Origin of the sequence: Roseateles sp. SL47 (genome assembly GCF_026625885.1) — a bacterium.
In the GTDB taxonomy this organism is placed as follows: Bacteria; Pseudomonadota; Gammaproteobacteria; order Burkholderiales; family Burkholderiaceae_C; genus Roseateles.
Genome location: NZ_CP113068.1, coordinates 3,043,889 through 3,064,908, shown reverse-complemented (window position 1 = coordinate 3,064,908; position 21,020 = coordinate 3,043,889). Strand labels below are relative to the sequence as shown.

At 66.3% G+C, this 21,020-nt stretch carries 22 protein-coding genes, 1 tRNA gene and 1 pseudogene; 7 read left to right on the top strand and 17 right to left on the bottom strand.

What is annotated here, in order from left to right; all coding sequences use genetic code 11:
* From paaD to OU995_RS13410, 8 genes are all read right to left on the bottom strand, one after another.
* A complete protein-coding gene (gene paaD, locus OU995_RS13445) occupies window positions 1–519 on the bottom strand; it encodes a 1,2-phenylacetyl-CoA epoxidase subunit PaaD (protein WP_267836049.1) in 519 nt (172 codons plus the stop codon).
* Between the two features lie 5 nt (window positions 520–524).
* Window positions 525–1,316 carry a 1,2-phenylacetyl-CoA epoxidase subunit PaaC gene (gene paaC / locus OU995_RS13440; RefSeq protein ID WP_267836048.1) on the bottom strand — a complete coding sequence of 264 codons (792 nt, stop codon included), beginning with the start codon at window positions 1,314–1,316 and terminating at the stop codon, window positions 525–527.
* 32 nt (window positions 1,317–1,348) lie between these two features.
* Complete coding sequence (gene paaB, locus OU995_RS13435) at window positions 1,349–1,654, bottom strand: 1,2-phenylacetyl-CoA epoxidase subunit PaaB (RefSeq protein WP_267836047.1); 306 nt, start codon at window positions 1,652–1,654, stop codon at window positions 1,349–1,351.
* A gap of 87 nt (window positions 1,655–1,741) precedes the next feature.
* Window positions 1,742–2,743, bottom strand: coding sequence for a 1,2-phenylacetyl-CoA epoxidase subunit PaaA (paaA, locus tag OU995_RS13430; RefSeq protein WP_267836046.1), 1,002 nt, complete (start codon window positions 2,741–2,743; stop codon window positions 1,742–1,744).
* Window positions 2,744–2,770: 27 nt separating this feature from the next.
* Window positions 2,771–4,081 (bottom strand): phenylacetate--CoA ligase PaaK, encoded by a 1,311-nt coding sequence (gene paaK / locus OU995_RS13425; protein WP_267836045.1) that lies wholly within the window; start codon window positions 4,079–4,081, stop codon window positions 2,771–2,773.
* Window positions 4,072–4,596: a hydroxyphenylacetyl-CoA thioesterase PaaI gene (gene paaI, locus OU995_RS13420; RefSeq protein WP_267836044.1), complete on the bottom strand. Its 525-nt coding sequence runs from the start codon at window positions 4,594–4,596 to the stop codon at window positions 4,072–4,074. Before paaI ends, paaK begins: the two co-directional genes overlap by 10 nt.
* 15 nt (window positions 4,597–4,611) lie before the next feature.
* Window positions 4,612–5,586, bottom strand: coding sequence for an enoyl-CoA hydratase-related protein (locus OU995_RS13415; RefSeq protein WP_267836043.1), 975 nt, complete (start codon window positions 5,584–5,586; stop codon window positions 4,612–4,614).
* 245 nt (window positions 5,587–5,831) lie between these two features.
* Entirely contained in the window at window positions 5,832–6,812 is a 981-nt protein-coding gene (locus tag OU995_RS13410) for a PfkB family carbohydrate kinase (RefSeq protein ID WP_267836042.1), read from the bottom strand.
* A gap of 170 nt (window positions 6,813–6,982) precedes the next feature.
* Here OU995_RS13410 and moaA point away from each other — a divergent pair, with 170 nt between their 5' ends.
* From moaA to OU995_RS13395, 3 genes are read left to right on the top strand one after another with little or no spacing between them, the layout of a single operon-like run.
* A complete protein-coding gene (gene moaA, locus OU995_RS13405; RefSeq protein WP_267836041.1) occupies window positions 6,983–8,122 on the top strand; it encodes a GTP 3',8-cyclase MoaA in 1,140 nt (379 codons plus the stop codon).
* A gap of 11 nt (window positions 8,123–8,133) precedes the next feature.
* Window positions 8,134–8,898 carry a molybdenum cofactor guanylyltransferase gene (gene mobA / locus OU995_RS13400; RefSeq protein WP_267836040.1) on the top strand — a complete coding sequence of 255 codons (765 nt, stop codon included), beginning with the start codon at window positions 8,134–8,136 and terminating at the stop codon, window positions 8,896–8,898.
* Window positions 8,873–9,433: a GNAT family N-acetyltransferase gene (locus OU995_RS13395; RefSeq protein ID WP_267836039.1), complete on the top strand. Its 561-nt coding sequence runs from the start codon at window positions 8,873–8,875 to the stop codon at window positions 9,431–9,433. The genes mobA and OU995_RS13395 overlap by 26 nt, the downstream gene beginning before the upstream one ends.
* A 106-nt stretch (window positions 9,434–9,539) precedes the next feature.
* Here OU995_RS13395 and OU995_RS13390 read toward each other — a convergent pair whose 3' ends face one another.
* Window positions 9,540–10,274 carry a hypothetical protein gene (locus tag OU995_RS13390; RefSeq protein ID WP_267836038.1) on the bottom strand — a complete coding sequence of 245 codons (735 nt, stop codon included), beginning with the start codon at window positions 10,272–10,274 and terminating at the stop codon, window positions 9,540–9,542.
* A gap of 288 nt (window positions 10,275–10,562) precedes the next feature.
* On the opposite strand from OU995_RS13390, the gene OU995_RS13385 reads away from it, so the two are divergent.
* Window positions 10,563–11,093, top strand: a complete 531-nt coding sequence (locus OU995_RS13385; RefSeq protein WP_267836037.1) for a DUF962 domain-containing protein — start codon at window positions 10,563–10,565, stop codon at window positions 11,091–11,093.
* Window positions 11,094–11,217: 124 nt separating this feature from the next.
* Window positions 11,218–11,646: a CBS domain-containing protein gene (locus OU995_RS13380; protein WP_267836036.1), complete on the top strand. Its 429-nt coding sequence runs from the start codon at window positions 11,218–11,220 to the stop codon at window positions 11,644–11,646.
* Between the two features lie 50 nt (window positions 11,647–11,696).
* On the opposite strand, the gene OU995_RS13375 is transcribed toward OU995_RS13380, so the two are convergent.
* The gene (locus OU995_RS13375) at window positions 11,697–12,701 is read right to left on the bottom strand and encodes a hypothetical protein (protein ID WP_267836432.1); all 1,005 of its coding nucleotides are present in this window, start codon (window positions 12,699–12,701) and stop codon (window positions 11,697–11,699) included.
* 418 nt (window positions 12,702–13,119) lie between these two features.
* On the opposite strand from OU995_RS13375, the gene OU995_RS13365 reads away from it, so the two are divergent.
* Together OU995_RS13365 and OU995_RS13360 are read left to right on the top strand one after the other, a co-directional pair.
* Window positions 13,120–13,791, top strand: a complete 672-nt coding sequence (locus OU995_RS13365; RefSeq protein ID WP_267836035.1) for a helix-turn-helix transcriptional regulator — start codon at window positions 13,120–13,122, stop codon at window positions 13,789–13,791.
* Window positions 13,788–14,348: a hypothetical protein gene (locus tag OU995_RS13360; RefSeq protein ID WP_267836034.1), complete on the top strand. Its 561-nt coding sequence runs from the start codon at window positions 13,788–13,790 to the stop codon at window positions 14,346–14,348. The genes OU995_RS13365 and OU995_RS13360 overlap by 4 nt, the downstream gene beginning before the upstream one ends.
* A gap of 165 nt (window positions 14,349–14,513) precedes the next feature.
* Here the strand turns inward: OU995_RS13360 and OU995_RS13355 are convergent, their stop codons facing one another.
* The 7 genes and pseudogenes from OU995_RS13355 to selB form a co-directional block, all read right to left on the bottom strand.
* Window positions 14,514–15,086, bottom strand: a complete 573-nt coding sequence (locus OU995_RS13355) for a nitroreductase family protein (protein WP_267836033.1) — start codon at window positions 15,084–15,086, stop codon at window positions 14,514–14,516.
* Window positions 15,087–15,155: 69 nt separating this feature from the next.
* Window positions 15,156–16,790 (bottom strand): phosphonate ABC transporter, permease protein PhnE, encoded by a 1,635-nt coding sequence (gene phnE / locus OU995_RS13350; RefSeq protein WP_267836032.1) that lies wholly within the window; start codon window positions 16,788–16,790, stop codon window positions 15,156–15,158.
* Window positions 16,787–17,470, bottom strand: coding sequence for an ATP-binding cassette domain-containing protein (locus tag OU995_RS27470; protein ID WP_324288751.1), 684 nt, complete (start codon window positions 17,468–17,470; stop codon window positions 16,787–16,789). Before OU995_RS27470 ends, phnE begins: the two co-directional genes overlap by 4 nt.
* Window positions 17,471–17,537: 67 nt before the next feature.
* A pseudogene (locus tag OU995_RS27575) lies at window positions 17,538–17,762 on the bottom strand (ATP-binding cassette domain-containing protein); the annotation flags it as partial.
* 5 nt (window positions 17,763–17,767) lie between these two features.
* Window positions 17,768–18,643 carry a putative selenate ABC transporter substrate-binding protein gene (locus tag OU995_RS13335; RefSeq protein ID WP_267836030.1) on the bottom strand — a complete coding sequence of 292 codons (876 nt, stop codon included), beginning with the start codon at window positions 18,641–18,643 and terminating at the stop codon, window positions 17,768–17,770.
* Window positions 18,644–18,910: 267 nt separating this feature from the next.
* Window positions 18,911–19,003 (bottom strand) — tRNA-Sec (locus OU995_RS13330).
* 22 nt (window positions 19,004–19,025) lie between these two features.
* Window positions 19,026–21,008, bottom strand: a complete 1,983-nt coding sequence (gene selB / locus OU995_RS13325; RefSeq protein ID WP_267836029.1) for a selenocysteine-specific translation elongation factor — start codon at window positions 21,006–21,008, stop codon at window positions 19,026–19,028.
* Between the last annotated feature and the right edge of the window lie 12 nt (window positions 21,009–21,020).

The window sequence follows — 21,020 nt, the reverse complement described above, 5'->3', positions numbered from 1 at the left end:
CTACAACGGCTTGAAGAATTCGAAGGGCTCACGGCAGGACAGGCAGCGATACAGCGACTTGCAGGCCGTGCTGCCAAACGCCGACAGGCGCTCGGTCTGCACGCTGCCGCAGCGCGGGCAGGCCACGGGCGCGGCACTGGCGCGGCGCAGCAGCCGGATGGGGACACCCGCCTCCGCCGACACCGGCCCTGGCGGTGCAATGCCGTAGGCGCGCAGTTTGTCGCGGCCTTCCGGGGTGATCCAGTCGGTGGTCCAGGCGGGCGCGCGGCGCATCGTCACCGTCACCGTGCCAAAGCGGGACAAGGCTTCCCGCACCTGCTGCTCAATGGCTTCAGTGGCCGGGCAGCCGGAATAGGTGGGCGTGAGCACCACCTCCAGCCCGTCGGCGGTTTCCTGCAGGTCGCGCACGATGCCCAGCTCCACCAGCGAAATCGCCGGCACTTCCGGGTCGGGCACCTGCGCCAGCACCTCCCAGGCAGCCGGGAGCCGGCCACAGCTGCGGTCCTGGGGCTGCTGCATGGGGGTCACCACACGCCGCCGGGGTAGGTGCGCTGCAGGGACTGCATGGTGCTCAGCATGTGCCCCATGTGCTCGCTATGCACCCCCTGCCGGCCGGCGTAGACATGTGCAGTGTCCTTCGGGCGGGGCAACTGGGCCTCCGCCAGCACGGCAGCCATGGCGCTGTCCCAGTCCTCCCGCAGTTCGGACCAGGCCGGGCCGAGGCCGGAAGCCACCGCCGCCTCGTCCACCTCATCCGACGCAAACAACTCGCCCACATAGGGCCAGAGCTGGTGCAGCGCGGCCTGCATGCGACGGGTCGATTCCTCGGTGCCGTCGCCCAGCCGCAGCACCCAGTCGGCGGCATGCTGGTGGTGGTACTGAACTTCCTTGAAGGCCTTGGCTGCAATGGCGGCCACTTCCGGGTCGCTGGACTCACGCAGGCGGTCCCACAGCGGCAGCAGCCAGCAGGCGGCCATCAGGTTGCGGGCCTGGGTGAAAGCGAAGTCACCACGCGGCAGTTCCATCAGCACCGGATTGAGGAAATGGCGTTCCTCTCGCAGGTAGGCCAGCTGGTCTTCATCCAGCACGGGGGCGCCGGTGTTCCCCTTCGATTGCGGCAGTTGGCCCGCATGCGTGAGCAGCGCGCGGGCCTGGCCGAGCAGATCCAGCGCGATATTGCCCAGGGCCAGGTCCTCTTCCAGCATGGGGGCATGGCCGCACCATTCGGAGAGCCGATGCGACAGCACCAGGCAGGCGTCGCCGATGCGCAGCAAATAGCGCGCCCCGGCGTGATCCACAACATTCGCAACCATCATCACCTCGGTAGTCATCGTGGGCCGGCAGGCGCTCACATGTGGTCCAGTTCCTTGGGCAACTGATAGAAGGTCGGATGGCGGTAGACCTTGTCCTCCATCGGGTCGAAGTACATGGACTTCTCTCCGGGGTCGGACGCCACGATGGCGGACGACGGGACCACCCAGATGCTCACGCCTTCCTGACGCCGGGTGTAGACATCCCGCGCCATCTGCAGCGCCATCGGTGCATCGGGCGCATGCAGGCTGCCGCAATGCTTGTGGTCCAGGCCCGCCTTGCTTCGGACGAAGACTTCCCACAAGGGCCATTCCTGGGCGCCGGTCTGTTGATTGGTGGTCATGATGGTGAGGTTCCGGATGAGGTGTCGTGTGGGCGCTGATGGCTGTGCAGGATGCGGGGACGGCAGCAACGGGACGGCAGCATTGATTCAGGCCGCCTCGGCCTGGGTCGCCTTCTTGCGGGCATGGGCCAGCGCGGCCTCGCGCACCCATGCACCCTCTTCCCAGGCTTTCACACGGGCCGACAGCCGCTCGCGGTTGCAGGGGCCGTCGCCGCCCACCACGCGCCAGAATTCGCTCCAGTCGATCGGGCCGAAGTCATGGTGGTCGCGTTCGGCATTCCAGGCCAGTTGCGGGTCGGGCAGCGTCACGCCCAGGATTTCGGCCTGGGGCACGGTGGCGTCCACGAACTTCTGCCGCAGTTCGTCATTGCTCAGGCGCTTGATGCCCCAGCGCATCGACTGCTCGGAATTGGGAGAGTCCTTGTCCGCCGGGCCGAACATCATCAGCGACGGCCACCACCAGCGGTTCACCGCATCCTGCACCATCGCCTTCTGCGCGGCCGTGCCGTCGCGCATCATGGTCAGCAGGCTCTCATAGCCCTGGCGCTGATGGAAGCTCTCTTCGCGACAGATGCGGATCATGGCGCGGGCATAAGGGCCGTAGGAGCAGCGGCACAGCGGCACCTGGTTCATGATCGCGGCACCATCCACCAACCAGCCAATGACGCCGATGTCGGCCCAGGTCAGCGTGGGGTAGTTGAAGATGGAGCTGTATTTGGCCTTGCCGGTGTGCAGCGCATCCAGCAGTTGGTCGCGGCTGGTACCCAGGGTCTCGGCGGCGGAATAGAGATAGAGCCCATGGCCCCCTTCATCCTGCACCTTGGCCAGCAGAATCGCCTTGCGCTTGAGCGTCGGCGCGCGGGTGATCCAGTTGCCTTCCGGCAGCATGCCGACAATCTCCGAATGGGCATGCTGGCTGATCTGCCGCACCAGCGTCTTGCGGTAGTGATCGGGCATCCAGTCCTTGGCCTCGATGAAATCACCGTCATCGATGCGGGACTCAAACGCCGCATTGCGGGCCTGGTCCTGCGCCGACTGCAGCCGGCGGACTTCGTCCTGGGGACCAATGCTCATGGCCTGGGTATACATGGCGTCTCCTTGCCCGATGCCGCAGCGTCAGCTGCGCGGGCGTTTGTCCACCACACGGCGGGCCTTGCCCACCAGGGTGCGTTCAATGGAATCCGGCGCACCCACCGTCACACGGGTGGAGACACCGATCAGGGTCTTGATGCGATGCTGCAAGGCTGTCGACACCGCATGCGTATCGGTGCCGATGGCCGTGGAGGACAGCTCGCAACGCACCTCCATCTCATCCAGCGCCCCCTCACGCGACACCACGATCTGGTACTGACCAGACAGTCCCTGCTGGGCCAGCACCAGTTCCTCGATCTGCGTGGGAAACAGATTCACACCACGGATGATCAGCATGTCGTCGCTGCGGCCGACGATCTTGCCCATGCGGCGCATGCTGCGGGCGGTGGGCGGCAGCAAGCGGGTGAGGTCCCGGGTGCGGTAGCGAATGACCGGCAGCGCTTCCTTGGTGAGCGAGGTGAACACCAGCTCGCCTTCAGCGCCTTCGGGCAGCACTTCACCAGTGTCCGGGTCGACGATCTCGGGGTAGAAGTGGTCCTCCCAGATGACCGGGCCGTCCTTGCTCTCGATGCATTCGCTGGCCACACCCGGGCCCATCACTTCGGACAGCCCGTAGATATCCACCGCGTCCATGCCGGCCCGGGTTTCGATCTCGCGGCGCATGGCTTCGGTCCAGGGCTCGGCGCCGAAAATGCCCACCTTCAGCGAGCTGTCGCGCGCATCCAGGCCCTGGCGGGCGAATTCCTCGACGATCACCTGCATGTAGCTGGGCGTGACCATGATGACCTGCGGCTGGAAGTCGCGGATGAGCTGCACCTGCTTCTCGGTCTGCCCGCCCGACATCGGGATGACGGTGCAGCCCAGGCGTTCAGCGCCGTAGTGCGCGCCCAGCCCGCCGGTGAACAGACCATAGCCATAGGCCACATGCACGATGTCCCCGGCGCGGGTGCCGGCGGCACGCAGAGATCGCGCGACCAGGTCGGCCCAAGTGTCGATGTCTCTGCGCGTGTAGCCCACCACCGTGGGCTTGCCCGTGGTGCCGGAGGATGCATGGATGCGCACCACCTCCTGGCGAGGCACGGCAAACAGGCCGAAGGGATAGTGGTCCCGCAGATCCTGCTTGGTGGTGAACGGGAACAGGCGCAGGTCCGACAGGTCCTGGAGGTCGGACGGATGCACGCCCTTGGCCTCAAAGGCGGCCTTGTAATGCGGCACCCGTTCGTAGGCCTGGGTCAAGGTCTGGCGCAGCCGCTGCAATTGCAGGGCGCGGAGTTCGTCCTGGCTGGCGCGTTCAATCGGCTCCAGGTCCGAAGGGCTGGGATGTTTCACCGGCATGAGGGTTCGTCTCCGGGCGCTTCCGCGTTGGGTCCAGCGATAAGCCCGGCCACCACGGGCTTGCCCTTGAGGCGATAGGACCGTCCACGGAAGACCGCGATCAATTCGTCGCGTTGGTTGGTGATGGTGATGTCGTAGACCCCGGTGCGGCCGGCCAGTGAGGTTTCGGCGGCCACTGCGGTCAATACATCGCCCAACCGGGACGGCGCGACGATGTCGATCGCGAAGCCCGAGGCCACCGTCATCTCGTTGTGTGAGTTGCAGGCGAAGGCGAAGGTGGAATCGGCCAGCGTGGTCACACAACCACCATGGCAGATGTCGAATCCGTTGAGCATGTCCGCGCGGACCGCCATGCGCAGCGTGGCGCTGCCAGGAGCGATGGCCAGGACTTCGATGCCCAGGCCGCGTGTGGCGCGGTCGTTGGCAAAGAGGGCGTCGCGCACCGCTTCGGCCAGGGCCTGGCGAGAGACCCTCCGGGCCACGGTGCGGGCCTCGTCATTCGGGAGTACGGCCATCCGGGGGTCCTTGAATCAGCGGTCCTTGAATTGCGGCGTACGCTTGTCCAGGAAGGCTGCTGCGCCTTCGAGATAGTCGTGCGCATAACCCAGCTGACTTTGCAGCCGGGCTTCCAGACGCAGGGCGTCCTCCAGTTCCAGGTGCATGGCCTCGTCCAGCGCAGCGCGGGTCTGAACCAGGGCACGGGTGGGCATGCCGGCCAGTTGCTGGGCCATGGCCATGGCAGCACTGGCCAATTCCTCGTCTGGCACGCATCGGGCAATCAGGCCCCACTGCTGGGCCTGCTCGGCGGGCAATTTCTCACCCAGCAAGGTCAGTTGCATCGCGCGGGCGCGCCCCACCAGGCGGGTGAGCAGCCAGGTCCCGCCGCAGTCCGGCACCAGGCCGATGCGTGAGAACGCCTGGATGAACGAAGCGGACCGGCCCGCCATCACCAGATCGCAACCGAGCGCAAAATTGGCGCCCGCCCCGGCGGCCACGCCATTCACGGCGCAGATTGTGGGCACCGGCATGCTGCGCAGGCGCAAGGCGAGTGGGATGTAGTAGTGGTCGAGCAGATGGCCGATGTCCTTGGGTTTGGGACGTCGAGGAGGAGCGGTGGGAGTGGTAGGAGCAGTAGGAGCAGTAGGAGTGGTAGGAGCCGTCGAAGCGCCGGCCGACGGCGCCACCTCGGGCTCGAACTCCGGCTTGATGTAAGGGTCGTTCAGATCCTGACCGGCGCAGAAAGCACGGCCAGCACCGGTGATGAGGACGGCCCGGATGGAGGTGTCCGCTGCGGCGTCGTCCAGCGCGTGACGCAGTTGCCCCAGCAGGGGCGTGGTGAAGGCATTCAGTGCTTGCGGACGATTGAGCGTCAGCACACGGACAGCGCCTTCCGTGGACACCAGCAGCACCGGGTCGGCGCCGTGAGGCGCTTCACCGGGCTGATGGGTTACACCAAGCCCCGGCCCTGGGGTCGGGGCGCCACTCCTGTCGGTCATGTTGGTCATGTCGGGTTTGTCTCCTCGGCTGCCTCCGGATAGATCCAGCCAGAGGCTTGATCCACCGTGTTCAGTTTATTTACCGACCGGTCGGTAGATAGTAGGACGCAAGTCGAGCGGGAGCAAGCCCAATTCTTTAGGGTTTGTACCGAGATTGACCCAATACGGCGGGGGGCTCTCGCCCTTTCAAGACCGCTCCGGTGAGCCCAGCGAAGCTCAGCCCGCAGCGTTCAGGCAGCGGAGGTCAGGTCAGCCTATGCCAGTTCAGCACGGGCGACCTGCACCTGCTCCAGCAGGTCTTCCACGCGACGGTAGGTCAGGCCGTGCACCCCTTGGCCATCACTGGCCGCCGCACCGGTGGCCATGGCCCAGCGCAGGTGCTCTTCCGGCTCGCCGTCGGGGGTGCGCATCAGGCTGAACAGCAGCCCGGCGGTGGTGGCGTCTCCGGCATCCATCCAGTCAACAAGGCCGCCCGGGTCGGTCGGGGGCGGCAGCTTCGGGCCGGTCGCGCTGACGTCGCCCTTTGGATGGAAGAGCTGTGCGCCCCGCTCCCGCAGCGTCAGCAACACCACCGCCTTGGGGTTCCAGGCGGCCAGTTGGCCCAGGCCCAGGTGATAGTCCCGGCAACGGAACAGCCCACACAGGTCGTCTTCCGACACCTGGATCACATCGGCAATCTTGCACATGCGTTCCAGCGTCCGGTCGTAGCGAGAGTCCATGCTGAGCCGGTACAGCGGGTCGTAGCTGATGCGCACGCCGTCATCCTTGAGCGACTCGGCCAGGGCCACCAGCCGTGCGGCCAGCGGCTCGCGCGTCAGGCTGATCGACCCGAAATGAGCCCATCGCAGCGCATGGCGCCAGCCGGCGGGCAGGGCATGAGGGCGGAAGTGCAGGTCTGCGCTGTCGTCGCCCACGTACAGGTAGGACGGCGGGACCGGGTCATGAAGAAACGCCATCAGCGGCGCCCGTGCAAACTGCTGGATGAAGCGCAGGTCCAGCGCCGCATCCACGCTGCACTGCCAGAGTTCCTGGCCAAAGGCGTCCTTGCTGATGCCGCCGGCAAAGGCGCCGAGTTGCCCGAGCCGTGCGGTAGCAATGGCCACCTTCCAGGGCGAGCCCCCGCAGTAGCTGCGCCATTCGGACGGCCCGACCCGCCGCATCTCCGTCAGGGCTTCACCAAAACACACGAAATTCGCGAGGTCTGCATGCAACACAGGGGTGGGAGCGAACGTCATGGCGCGATTCAATCGACTATGACGCCGCTGCGCAAGTGACAAGTCCTACAGGGTGACGAAATGCGCGCCCGGACGGGGCTGTGCGGCAATGCAGCACATTCAGCCCGTGTTGATGCAGATGGCCAGCCCCTGATTCCACGAGGTTGTTCCAGGGACGGCACAATCCGCGCATGACCGATGCAGTCATTCCATTGCTGGATGTGCGGCAGTTGGGGAACATCCCCGCCGTCCCCTTTCCGCTCCCCTCCCCTTCGGCGCCCGGCAGCAGCCGCCTGGATGCGCGCGGCCGCCCGCTGCGCGACCTGCGCATCTCGGTCACTGACCGCTGCAACTTCCGCTGCAGCTATTGCATGCCGAAGGAAGTTTTCGACAAGCATTATCAATTTCTGCCGCATCGCGACCTGCTGAGTTTTGAAGAAATCACCCGGCTGGCCAGCATCTTTGCCGGTTTGGGGGTGCAGAAACTTCGCATTACGGGTGGCGAGCCTCTGCTGCGCCGCAACATTGAAGCGCTGATTGCGCAATTGGCCGCGTTGCGCACGCCCGAAGGCCAGCCGCTGGATCTGACCCTGACAACGAATGGATCGCTGCTCGCCCGCAAGGCTCGGGCGCTGAAGGATGCCGGGCTGCAGCGCGTAACCGTCAGCCTGGATGCGCTGGATGACACCATCTTCCGCCGCATGAATGATGTGGACTTCCCGGTGGCCGACGTGCTGCACGGCATCGACACCGCGATGGCGGTGGGGCTGGCGCCGGTGAAGGTGAACATGGTGGTCAAGCGCGGCACCAACGACGACCAGATCCTGCCGATGGCGCGCCACTTCCGCGGCACCGGCGTGACCTTGCGATTCATCGAATTCATGGACGTCGGCATGAGCAACGGCTGGCGCATGGATGAAGTGCTGCCCTCCTCCGAAGTGCTGGCCCGCCTGCGGCAGGACGTGGACCTGGTGCCATTGGCCCCGACGGTGGAAGGCGAAACGGCCACGCGCTGGGCTTATGCCGATGGCAGCGGCGAAATCGGCTTGATCTCCAGCGTGACCCAGGCCTTCTGCGGTGACTGCAACCGTGCCCGGCTGTCCACCGAAGGGCAGCTCTACACCTGTCTGTTTGCATCACAAGGGCATGACCTGCGGGCACTGCTGCGGGGGCGCGGCGAATCGCCGGCCCGCAGCGATGAAGAAATCAGCGCCGCACTGGGGGCCTTGTGGGGCCGCCGTGCCGACCGCTATTCCGAACTCCGCGCGTCCCTGCCGGCCAGTGAGCCCGGCAGTGCGCGGCGGGTGGAAATGCACTACATCGGCGGCTGATGGGGCTGGCCGTGGCACGCCCTGTCACCGCCCTGATCCTGTGCGGGGGCCGCGGCAGCCGCATGGGGGGCGTGGACAAACCGCTGGAGCGGTTTCAGGGACGGCCGCTGGTGCAGCAGGTGCTGGACCGGATCGGGCCGCAGGTGCAGGGCCGCGTGCTCATCAGCGCCAACCGGCATCTGGACGACTATGCGCGCTTGGGGTGCCCGGTGTTGCCCGACAGCCTGTCGGACTTCCAAGGTCCGCTGGCGGGCCTGCTGGCGGGGCTGGCCTATGTGAATGACCCGCTTCACCGGCCGACGGCGCCACAGACGCATCCGTCACTGCCCGCAGGGGGCGACCACTGGTTGCTGTGCGTCAGCGGCGACAGCCCCTGGCTGCCACTGGATCTGGTGGATCGACTGTGGGCCGTGATGGCCCGCGCGTGTTCAGCGACGCACACACAGCCGAATGCGGACGGCCAAGGCGCGAGGCCCGACCTTTCTGCGCAGGGCGACACCGCCGTCCATCACAAAAAGGCGCCCACAGACAGTGCCATGGCGCTGGGCCGCGAAGCGCCGGATGAGCGCCTGCGCAGCCAGCCGCTGGCCAGTCTCATCCACACGCGGCACCAGCAGTCGCTGGCAGATGCTCTGGCGCGGGGTGAGCGGCGTGTTGAAGCTTGGCTACGATCGCTCCCGCTGGCAGAAGTGCCTTTTGATCGGCCAGAGGACGCCTTCGCATTTGCCAACATCAATGATCGGAGTCAGCTTGAGCGCCTCCCGCCCGCCTCTTGAGTCCACCGGACAGCCGTTGACGCTGCGTCTGCTGACCGAGCATGACTTGCCCGCGTACAAGCGGCTACGCGACGCCATGCTGGCCGCTCATGAAGCGGCGTTCACCTCGGACGCGGCGACCGAACTCCAGCGCGATGCGGCCAGCTACCGGCACCGGCTGCATCCGCAGGCCGGTGGGCGGGCGCTGTTCACGCTGGGCGCCTGGGTCGACGGGGAATTGGTGGGCGCGCTCACCTGCGAGCATGAATCCCGGCTGAAGGTGCAGCATGTGACGCACCTGGTGGGCATGATGGTGGCGGACGCCCATCAGGGGCGTGGTGTGGGGCGCGAACTATTGGGTCGGGCACTGGACATGCTGCGGCGCGAGCCCTTGCTGGAGACGGTGACGCTGAGCGTCAGCGCCGGCAATACGCCGGCCATGGCGCTCTACCGCCGCTTCGGTTTCACGCGATATGGCCACTTGCCGCGGGCGCTGCGTCTGAGCAATGGCCGCTATGTCGCCAAGGACCTGATGAGCCTGGATCTGCGCGCTTGATCGGCAGGCCCCGCCCAAGCGGCGCCAGGGCCTGGCCTCTCCTGGTGAGCTCAAGCTTCCGGTATCAAGCGTCGGCTCTCAAGCGTTGCGGCTAAAGCGATGCGGCTCAAGCGTCCGGTAGCGGAGCGCAGGCGCTGGTGGGACGTGCAACAAGATCCAGTTCCACCACCAGCGCATCCTGAATCGCCAGCAGCCCCCCCAGCACGGTAAAGGGACGAATCCCAAAGTCGGACTGCCTCACCACCATGCGCCCCTTGGCCCGCAGGGGGGCCTCTCCTTCCGGCCGAATGGCTTCCACCGGCAGCTCCACGGTCCGATATTGCCCGTGCAGCCACACGCCCAGGGTCAAGACCGGGCGGGGCCAGCCGCCGGTCACCGCCACCGTGGACGCTTTCACCAGCGGGAAAGTGTCCGCATCCAATGCCTTGAGCATGTTGGCGCGTGTCCCGGCGATGTCCGCGTCTGAGAGTGTCTTGGCGAATTCATCGCCCATGGCGGTCCGCCAGACGGGTGCATCCAACACCAATTGATCCAGCCGGAATGCCAGTTCGGCGCCAGCAGTGGTCAATCCGTCCTTCGGAAGATAGATCTGGCCCTGCGCATGCTGCTCTGCAGCAATCACATGGTTGTGCCCCAGCGACGCAAGCCGACCGCCGCGAAAGACCAGCATTCGCAGCGTGGACGCTGTGGCGTCCAGGCCATACAGCGTGCCTTGGCCGGTGTGCTGCAGGCGCAGCCAGTCGCTGCATTGGGCTTGCGGCACAACAGCAGGCGCCGATGGGGCCGGCACGCCGCTGCCTGAAACGACGGGCAGATTGCAGCCTGCCATGGCCAGCGTCATGGTGACGAGGCTGGCTGCGGCGAGCCTGTGCAGCGTCGGTCGCCCCACCCGGGTCGGGGCCAGCCGCTGCCCGGGTTCTGCCCCCCATTGAGACTTCCTGCACCGCATAGGGACAACCGAGAGTTCGAATTTCTGCATTTTGATCGCCATTCAGCCCGGGATCGCACTAGCATTGATCACCAGGGACTTCTTGCCGCCCATCCGCTGGTCCATTCACCGGGTGGGATGACGAGTCCCTGGCGCACCGCCGAGTGCCGCCGCCACAATGACGCAATCTGGAGACCTGACATGGCACGTCAAGCCACTGACCTGATGGCACAGTACGCGACCTACCACCGCGACCGCCGCAACATTGCCACTCATTTCGTCGGCATTCCGCTGATTGTGTTTGCAGTCGGGGTGTTGCTGGCGCGTGGCCAATTCCATGTGGGCGACTACACGGTCACGCTGGGCTGGCTCGCCTGGGCGGCGGCCACCCTGTGGTACCTCACCCGGGGCAATCTGGTGCTGGGCCTGGCGACGGCCCTGGTCAATGCCATCTTGATGGCACTGGCCCATCCCCTGGCAGCGGGCACCATGGCCAGTTGGCTGGGCTGGGGCCTGGGCAGCTTCGTGGTGGGCTGGATCATTCAATTCGTCGGCCACTATTACGAGGGACGCAAGCCCGCCTTTGTGGACGACCTGATCGGGCTGCTGGTCGGCCCGATGTTTGTGGTGGGTGAAGCCCTGTTTGCCCTGGGCTGGGGCCAGGAACTGCTGGCGGAGATCGAGCGTCGCGCCGGCCCGACGCACCTGCGCGACCTCACGCACCCCGCCTGATTCGCGGGGGAGGAGGCCCGCCACGAACGGTGTCGGGTCTTGCGCCCGAAGGGCCATGCGCTTATCTTGGCTGCCAGCACATCGCCAATGATCGTGCTGCTTCGACGACAGGTCAGGAGGATCCATGAAACCGGTGTCCGAACTGCTGAAGAACCGCGGCCCCAGCGTCTGGCGCATCACGCCGGAAGCGACGGTGTTTGATGCCCTGCATCTGCTGGCCGAGCATGACGTGGGGGCCTTGCTGGTGATGCAGGACGACCGTCTGCAAGGCATCTTCTCGGAGCGCGACTACACCCGCAAGATTGCCTTGCAGGGTCGCGATTCACGCCATACGACAGTGAGCGAAGTCATGACACCCAATGTACTGGTGGTCAAACCAACGACCGACATGCGGGACTGCATGAGCCTGATGGGTCAGCGCAAGATTCGCCACCTGCCGGTGGTGGAGGGCGACAAGGTCATTGGCATGCTCTCCATCCGCGATCTGATGAACGACATCATTGCGGACGACGAGATGACGATTGCGCAGTTGCAGAGTTATATCTACGGCTGAGCGGGTGGCTTCGCTGCGGGTGATTGGCCAGGCGGCGGGCGTGGAAGGATTCAATCGCCGGCCGGCTCTACTCGGGGTTTGTAGGGCACCCTGCCGTGTGTTGCCCAATGACGTGCCTTGTCGAGGTAGTTACCTGAGGTCATATCCTCGGTTTGCCGGTGTTCTTCGATGACCATGGTGTGATCCAAGGACGGGTCATCCAGTTGACCCACGCCTGCGTCCTCGGGGGCCTCTTCGCAACCGAATGCGGTCGCGGCCCACTGTGCAATCAAATCCTCGCCATTGATCAATGCCAGGAAATACTGGCGCCAGGTGAAGTGGCCTGGTCGGAGGTGCATGCTGCGGTTGCTTTTGTTCAGATCTACGCTGAGCTGACTGATGAGCGCGCTGGCTTGGACCTCCGGGTCCACCCCGAACCTTGCCATCATGCCTTGCACCCAGGCGTCCCTCTGGTCGGCGTCCACGTTCCCGCTGGGTGTCCCCAACAGCCTGTGCATCGGAGTCTTGACCAGCACATTGAATCCTCCCTGGCCGAACGCGCCGGACTTCGGATTCCTCTGCCTGCCCCAGTGGGTGCTTGTCATGCCCTCCAACCACCAGGCAGGTAGAGGCTCACCGTTATCGACGGCGGCAACGGCGGCCGTCATCTGGATTTGTGGCCCATCGGCAGGCCCCTTCTTGTAGAGCCACGTGCCGCTCTCCTGCAGCAGTAAATCGGGTTCGATCTCCCTGGGCATCAGCAAGGCCCCTTCCGCTGCGCCCTTGATTCCTTGTGTGAACCGCTCAAGCGCCGCTGCGTCCTGTTCCGCAGGGCCGCCTGGCTGCTGCCACTGCTCACGCGTCAATGGCTTGGTGACCAATTCAAGGTTGGAGCAACTCAGTGTGGAGTCCGCCTGTCCCTCCCACGTGTTGCCGGGTGCCGTGAACAAGATCTGGCGCTTCTCAAAGCCGGCGCGCCTCTGCAGTTGTGACCAGAAACCATCGGTCTTTTTGTCGGCGCTGCGTTTGTTCAATTCAGCACGCTGGAAATCACTCACCTTGTGGATGTCGAACACGAGTACGCCTGAATACTCCATTTCGAACCCGGCCTTGGGTCCCTGTCCTATCATCCAACTGGACGACCACTGGCGAGTGTGCATCGGGCGATAGATACCCGACAGCTCACGAATGGCTAGAAATTCCGGCCGGCGTTGTCGCCCAGATCATGGGCCACAGGCCCAGCGCGACGGCGAAGAAGCACTCCACCGTACGAGCGCTGGACCTGCTGCGCATGCACCATGGGCGCATCGATACTCGAACAGGCCGGAGTTGCCGATGCGGCGCACCCCGCCGCCGGCCCATTGCGCGCAGTCGGTTGAGCGCGGCTGGTACGTACGGGACAGCTTGCCGGGGCACCTGGACCCGCTGCATGGCCCTCATCGTTTGTTCAGTATATTGGTCAAAAGGCGGCTTTTTGACCAAAATTCTGAACAAATGAAAACCCCGCAAGACAGCTCCATCGTGTTGGAGCGCCAACTGCTGTTCCAACTCGGCGACCGGCTCAAGCGCCTGCGCAAGGCGCAAGGCCTGGGCACCGTCGAGATGGCGCAGCGCGTCGGCATCTCGCGCACCACGTTGAGCGCCGTGGAGTCCGGCGACCCCGGGCCGTCCATGGGTACTTACCTGCGCGTCATGTCGGTGTTGGGTGTCGGCGCCGACCTGGCGCTGCTGGCCAGCGACGTGATGCAGCCCGCTACCCCGGGCTCGGCCGCCGCCCAATCGCGCCGCACGCGGCCCGCCGTTCAAGTGCTTGTGTCCGCTGACGCCTCGCGGCACCAGGCCCAGGACCTGCAAAGCATGGCCCTGCACACCGAGGCAGTGCGCCTGGTGCGCGCCGACCCCGCCCTGCTGCAACAGGCCCAGGACACGCTCGAACGCTGGCTCCGTGCCGGCAATTCCCGCTCCGCAGGCCTGTGGAGGGAATGGCAGGAGATTCTTCGCGAGGGCAAGTGGCGCAAGGCGCTGGGCCGCACCCGGCGAGCGCAAGAACTGCGTCAGGCCTCGCCCCTGCCCACCGTGCTGCCCGAGCAGGTGCGGCAAGCCGTGCTGGCGCAAGTCAGCGAGCTCAAGAAAGGCGTCGTGCTGGGCGACGACATCACGCCATGAACCGCGAAGACCTCGAACACATCATCCGCGCCTGCAGCGACATCACGAACCAGTACGAGTTCATGATCGTCGGCCGTCAATCCATCCTGGGGCCGATCCCGAATCCGCCCGAGATGTTCACCATGTCCGCCGAGGCCGACATCTATCCGCTCAACGCCCCGGAGCTGGCAGACCAGATCGATGCGGCCATCGGCGAGGGCTCGCAGTTCCACGAGACCTACGGCTATTACGCCCAGGGGGTTGGTCCGGAAACGGCGACCTTGCCAGCCGGCTGGCTGCAAAGCGTCTATCGCGTCCAGAGCTCGGCCACCAATGACCGCGTGGGGTACTGCCTGGCCGTCGTCGACCTCTTCATGTCGAAAGCTGCAGCCGACCGGGACAAGGATCGGGAATTCAACATGGGGCTTCTCAAGCATGGCTTTGTCTGCGCCACCGAAGCGTTGGCTCTGGTGCCGTCAATGCCACTGGACGATGCCGAGAAGCGCAGGCTTGGCGCGCGCATCCGCCGATGGGTGAAAACTTTACGGGTTGCGGGGCACGAGACGCCGAACCCCTGACCACGGGGCGATCAGCCGTCACGGCGAAGTGACGCCCATGCCGCTGAACGCACGAAAGACGTGTCTGTCCGGTCTACCCCGTCTCTTGACCAGCTGTGACGGATCACTCACAGGCCCAGCACATGCCGAAGTCGGCCATCGGGCACGCTCCAGGCCGCTAAGCCGCTAGCCCGCTTGCCACTGCACCAGCGCCTGATCGGCGCCAGCCTTCGCTGGCCGCGCCTTCGGTGCGCGCGCCGGGGTGCCCAATGCGATCCAGCCCACCAGCGTTTCACCGGGCTCGCAGAAGGCGGCCACCAGGCCAGGGTCGCGCGCCTTGGCGCCGGACAGCATCTTGCCGCCAAAGCCCAACGCATACGCCGCATTCAGGAAGTTGGCCAGGGCGCCCCCCAGCGCCACCCACTGTTCATGCGCAGGCACCTGCGGATGACCCATATCCACGCGCGCCACCACCGCCACCGTCACCGGGGGCAACAGCGCCCGTTCCTCATCCAGCGCAATGCCTTGTTCATCCTTGCCAGCGCGGCGCGCGGCTTCCCCGAACAACCGGGACATCTCCTGCCGCGCAGCGCCGCTCACCACCTTGAATCGATACGGCACCAGTTCGCCGTGGTCCGGGGCGTGCAGCGCCGCCTCCAGCATGCGCCGCAATTGCGCCTCATCCGGGCCCGGCTCCGTCAGATGCTTGGGGCCGATGGACGCACGCGTGGTCAACAAGGTCATGGCATCGAGAGTCATGCACTGTGCTCCTTGAAATCGCTCGATCACCGATTCATCGCCGGTCATCATCCGTTCATCACCGTTTGATCACCGGTTCAACTGCCGCCGCGCCGCATAGGAACAGGCGTCCACCACCATCACCAGCAACAGCATGGCCAGCACCACGGTGCCGGTTTCACGCATCTGGAACAGGCCCAGATGCACGGTCAGCATCTGCCCCAATCCTCCCGCGCCCACCACGCCCAGCACCGTCGCGGCGCGGATGTTGTTTTCCCAGCGGTAGAGGCTGTAGCTCAGCAACTGCGGCGCGGCCTGCGGCAGGGTTGCATACAAAAACACCTGCCAACGAGACGATCCAGCCCAGCGCAGCGCCAGGGCGTTGGCCGGCGGCGCGTTCTCCAGCGCCTCGGCCATGAGCCGCCCCAGCACGCCGGTGGTGTGCAAGGCCAGGGCCAGGGTGCCTGGCATGGGGCCCAGGCCGGCGGAGATCAACAGCAGCGAAGCCCAGACCAGTTCCGGCACGCTGCGCAAGGCGTTCAGCACCATGCGGGCGCTGATGCGCAGCATCCCCGAAGGGCGGCTGGCCACCAGTGCAATGGCGAGGCCCGCCACGGCAGCCAGCAGGCTGCCCAGCGCGGACATGGCCAGGGTTTCCAGCGCGCCCTGCCCGACGCGTTGCAGGAACTCCGGCGCCCATTGCGGCGGAAAGAACTCCGCCAGGAAGTGGCCCATCAGCACAAACGCCTGCGGGCTCAGCCATTCGGACCAGCGCATCGGCAGCGTGGCGAAACTCGCCGCAAACATCACCAGCAGGGCCGCAAGCAGCAGCCACAGGCCCCAGCGCGGCGCGGGCCGCTGCGGGCCGCCCTCCTCCTGACCCCGACGGCTGGGACGCAGCCACGCGCTCACACGATCGGCTGCGGCCACCAGCGCCACAAACACCAGCAGCAAGGTGATCACCTCATTGCCGGCCAGCATCTTGTTGGCATTGTCGAGCTGCTGGCCCAGGCCCCCGGCGCCCACAAAACCCAGCACCACGGAAGTCCGGATGGCGCATTCCCAGCGGTACACCGTGTAGCTCACCAGCTCATCCGCGCAACCCGGCAACGTGCCAAAGAAAAAGGCTTGCAGGCGCCCGGCGCCATTGCGCAGCAGTGCGCGGGTGGGCGTGCCATCGGCGCTCTCCAGGATCTCGGCATAGACCTTGCCCAGCATGCCGCCGTAGGTCAGTGCAATGGCCAGCACACCGGCGCCGGGCCCCAGGCCGATCACCCGCACCAGCATCAGCGCCCACACCAGTTCCGGCACCGAGCGAAGAATCACCAGCACGGCACGGACCACGAAACGCAGAGTGGCGGGCCAGGCGGCCATGCGGCCGGTCAGTGCGGAGATCGACAGGCGCGCCGTGCCCAGCAGAGCCATCGGGATGGCGATGATCCAGGCCAGGGCGAGGCCCGCCGAGGCCATGGCCACGGTGCGCCAGGTATCGCCGGCCACCATGATCAGGAATTCCGCGTCCAGGCGCGGCGTCAGGAACTGCACCAGGAACCGGCCGGTGGCGCGCAGACTGCGCGGCTCCAGCAATTCCCAGGGCCGGAACTCGCACAGCACCAGCAGCGGCCACATCAGCACCAGCAGGGCCACCAGCGTAGCGGTGCGGCGCAGTGCCAAGGGGTCCCGCTGCCAGGGCTGCGGCGAAGACAGGACGGCCGAGGTGTTCATCGGCAGATGGAATGCGGTGCGGCGGCCCCGTCGACCCCGCCCCTGGCGGGGGACACTTCCGAGCCCACCCCATCGGACGATCCGGACGATCCGGACGATCCGGACGATCCGGACGACCCGGACGACCCGGATGACCCGGATGACCCCGATGGACACGATGAGCCTGAGGAATCCAACGCAGGTGATCCGTTGGGTGTGGTGGTGGCCCCGGGCGTGAGGGCATGGGCCTCATCGCCCGCATACAGCGCGGCGATGGTGGCGTTGTCCAGGCCCTGCGGGGGGCCGTCATAGAACAGTCGGCCATCGCGCAGGGCGATGATGCGGGGGAACAGTTGGCGGGCCAGATCGACCTGATGGAGGCTGCACACGATGGTGCGGCTGTCGCGGCGTGCGGCGTCCTGAAGCACGGACAGGCTGCGCTGCGCGCGTTGGGGGTCGAGGGCCGACAGCGGCTCGTCCACCAGCCAGAGGGGGGCTTGTGAGACCAGCAGGCGGGCCAGGGCCACGCGTTGGCGCTCGCCGCCGGAGAGCTGGTCCACGCGGGACCAGAGCCGGTCGCCGAGTTCCAGGGCGGCGAGGGCCTGATGGGCTTGTTGGGCTTGGGAGGCTGAGGGGCTGAACAGCATGCGCAGGCTGCGGCCGAGGCTGGCGCCGGGCAACTGGCCGGCGAGCACGGACACGGCCACGCGTTGGCGGGGGTAGGGGCGGATGCTGTGGGGCCAGCATCAGGCGGCGGCGCAGGCGATGGCGGTCCCGATGGGAGAGTGCCCAGGCGTTGTGGCCGTCCAGGGTCAACTGGCCGGCGCTGGGGCGGGTGGCCAGGGCCAGGGCGTGCAGCAGGGACGTCTTGCCGGCGCCGGAGGGGCCGATCAGGGCGACCTGCTCCCCGGCATGGATCTGCAAGGACAGCGGCTGGATGAGGCAGCGGGTGCCTGCATCCAGCCGCAGGCTTTCCAGGGAAAGCAGGGCCATGGGGATTACTTCAGCAGCCCGGCGTTCTCGGCGGCGGCCTTGATGCCGGCGTAATTCTCGGGCTTGGTGGGCACGAAGCGGGTTGCGCGTTGCAGGGCGAGGATTTCCTTGCCTTCGGGCGTACTGTCATTCAGCTTGAGGAAGGCCTGCTTCAGCTTTTCCTGCAGGGCGGCGGGCATCTCGGCGTGCACGCTCCAGTTGTAGTCGTAATACGGAGGCGTGGTGTAGAAGACGCGGATCTCTTTCGGATCCACCTTCTTCTCGCTGACCAGTTTTTCCCACACGGAGATATTCAACGCACCGGCGTCCACCTTACCGCCGGCGACGGCGGCGACGGTGGCGTCGTGGGCGCCGGAGAAGCTGATGCGTTTCAGATCGGTGTCCGGATTGATCTTGGCGGCGAGCAGAAAGCTGCGCGGCATCAGATGGCCGGAGGTACTGGAAGCGGAGCCGAAAGACAGCGTGTGGCCCTTGAGGTCTTCCAGCTTATTGATTTTGCTGCTGGCTTCGGTGATGAACACCGACCGGAACTTTTCATCCTCCTCGCGCTGCACCAGGGGAATGATTTTTCCGCCGGACCGCACATTGGCCTGAACGAAGGTGAAGCCCCCAAACCAGGCCAGATCGATCTTCTTATTCACGACGGCCTCGACGGCGGCGGCGTAGTCGGTCACTGGGGTCCACTCGACCTTGACCCCGAGTTCTTTTTCGAGGTATTTCCCCAGCGGCGCGAACTTCCGAGCCAACTCGGTTGGTGACTCATCGGGAATAGCGGTGACTCGCAGCACGGTCTGTGCGTGCGCGGAGGCCAAAGCCAGCGCTGCGCCACCGGCGACAGCCAAGCCTCTTAACAGTTTCTTCACTTGATTGAACCCACTCATCACACTCTCCATTCACATCAACGATCAACCCTAGACGCCCGGCGTCCCCACGCGACGCGCTTCGCGCCGTCGCATCCCCGCAAGTGGGTCACGCCCAGCGTGCCCACGCGACGCGCTCTGCGCCGTCGCGTCCCGCCGAGGGCCGGAAGCGTTGGATTGCCGTAGCGAGCGGGCCGAGCTTGCGTTGAGGAGCGGAGCCGTACTCCCGTACGGCGAGCACCGCAGACGCAAGATCGGCCCGCGCAGTAGGCAAGCCAATGCTTCCGGCGGAGGGGGGTGGGAGTCGAACCTACCCGGCAACGCATGGCGCCACCCACCAGGTTTGAAGCCTGGCCGATCCACCGGGATCGTTCCCCCTCCGGGGTAAAAACTGGTGCGTCGGTCACTGGGACCCGTCCGCATCTTCGTCCAAGAACAGTCTGCAATCGGGCCGCAGCTTATGCGCATCGCCCACGCGACGGAGCAGCCCGACGCGATCGAAAAACTCCAGCACCTGAATGGCGCGTTTCCTTCCGAGCCCGGTGAGATCGCGAAACGCGGCCGCAGTCACCTCCCCGTGCGCCACTGCTTCCCCACGTGCCAGCCGGGCGAGTGATTCCACATGAGCGGGTGCATAGTACAGGTCCTTCACGATCTGGAACAACTCTGCCCGTTGCGCCAATCGTGACAACGTCGTCCGCACCAAAGCTTCGGACTCCCCGGCGTCCTTGGCCAGATCCCGTGCCCACGCACCTTCAAACCCGGCCTCCAGCAACCGGGGGGTCACCCGTTCCGCCAGCCGCTGATCCAGCGCCGACAACTGCACCCCATGCTCAGGCAAATGCGCCGCGGCCCCGGTGATCACCACCTCCCCGCGCGCCACCAGCTGATGCACCAGCGCCCGCCACAGCGGCTCGGCCAGGCGGGGCAGGCTCAAACGCCGCCAGCGCGCCAGATCCGGCCCCAGCTCATCCGGCTGCTGCTGGTGATACAGCGCCAACCGTTCCAGCGCCACCTGCCGCCCCTGCGCCGTCTGCACCGGCCCCAGGGCCCACAGCGGCCCTTCCAGCCCAGGCACCACACACACCGAATCATCATCCGGCAGGGCTTCCCTCACCCACGCCGCCCGGGACGCACGGGCCAGCCCTTGGGCCGCCGAGAACCGCTGCACATCCACCCCCAGCGGCGCCTGCGCCAGCAGCCCCTGCAGCCGCTCCGATACAGTGGGGGCCATCAGCGCCTTCAACTCTGCCAGCCGCTGCGGCGTGCGTCTGTACCGCACCGGTGCAAACGGGTCCAGCACCGTGCCCCCGGCCAGCGCCCGTGTGGCTGACGCATCCCGCAGCACCACCCGGTCTCCGGCCCAGCCACACAAGGGCTGATGCAGCACCAACTGCACCAACGCTTCATTGCCGGGCTGGATCGCATCCATCGGCTCACCGTCCAGCGAGCCCAGCACCGCCACCGACCCGGTGGTCTGCGACGCCCCCAGATGCACGTGCACCGCCATGCCGCTGCGCAGCGGGCGCGCTTCATCAAACCACAGCCGCAGCCGGACATCCATGCGGTCCGACCACAACGCCACCTCGGGCGTCACCCACCACTGCCCGCGAAGCACCTGATCCTTGTCCACACCCGCCAGGCCGATGGCCACGCGCTGGCCGGCTTGTGCCTGCGTGGCGGCGGCATTTTGCGCATGCAGGCTGCGCACCCGCGCCGTCCGTGGGGCCTGGCCGATGGCGGGCGGCACCAGGTGCAGCTCTTCGCCGATCGACACCTCACCCGCATAGGCCGTGCCCGTACACACCGTGCCCACACCGGACAAGCTGAACACCCGGTCCACCGCCAGCCGGAATCCCTGCCCGGCCACGGCGCGCCGACCAAAGGTGCGGGCCTGCGCCAGCAGGTGGGCGCGCAGGATGTCCACGCCCTGCCCGGTCGCGGCAGACACCTCGAACACGGGAGATGCGCACAGCGCCGTGTGCGCCAGCAGCTCCGCCACTTCCGCCCGGCGCTGCGTGCGCAGCGCCTCGTCGGCCCGGTCGATCTTGGTCAGCACCACCGTGCCGTGATCGATCCCCAGCAGGGAAAGCAGCGCCAGATGCTCCCGCGTCTGCGGCATCACGCCGTCGTCGGCGGCCACCAGCAGCAGCGCATGGTCAATGCCGGTTGCGCCGGAGAGCATGGTGTGGACCAGACGCTCATGGCCCGGCACATCCACAAACCCCAGGCGCTGGCCGTCCGGTGTGTCGAGATAGGCATAGCCCAGCGCAATGCTGATGCCGCGCTGCTTCTCCTCCGGCAGCCGGTCGGTATCCACACCGGTCAGCGCCTTCACCAGCGTGGTTTTGCCATGGTCGATATGACCGGCCGTCCCGATGATCATGGCCGCCCTCGC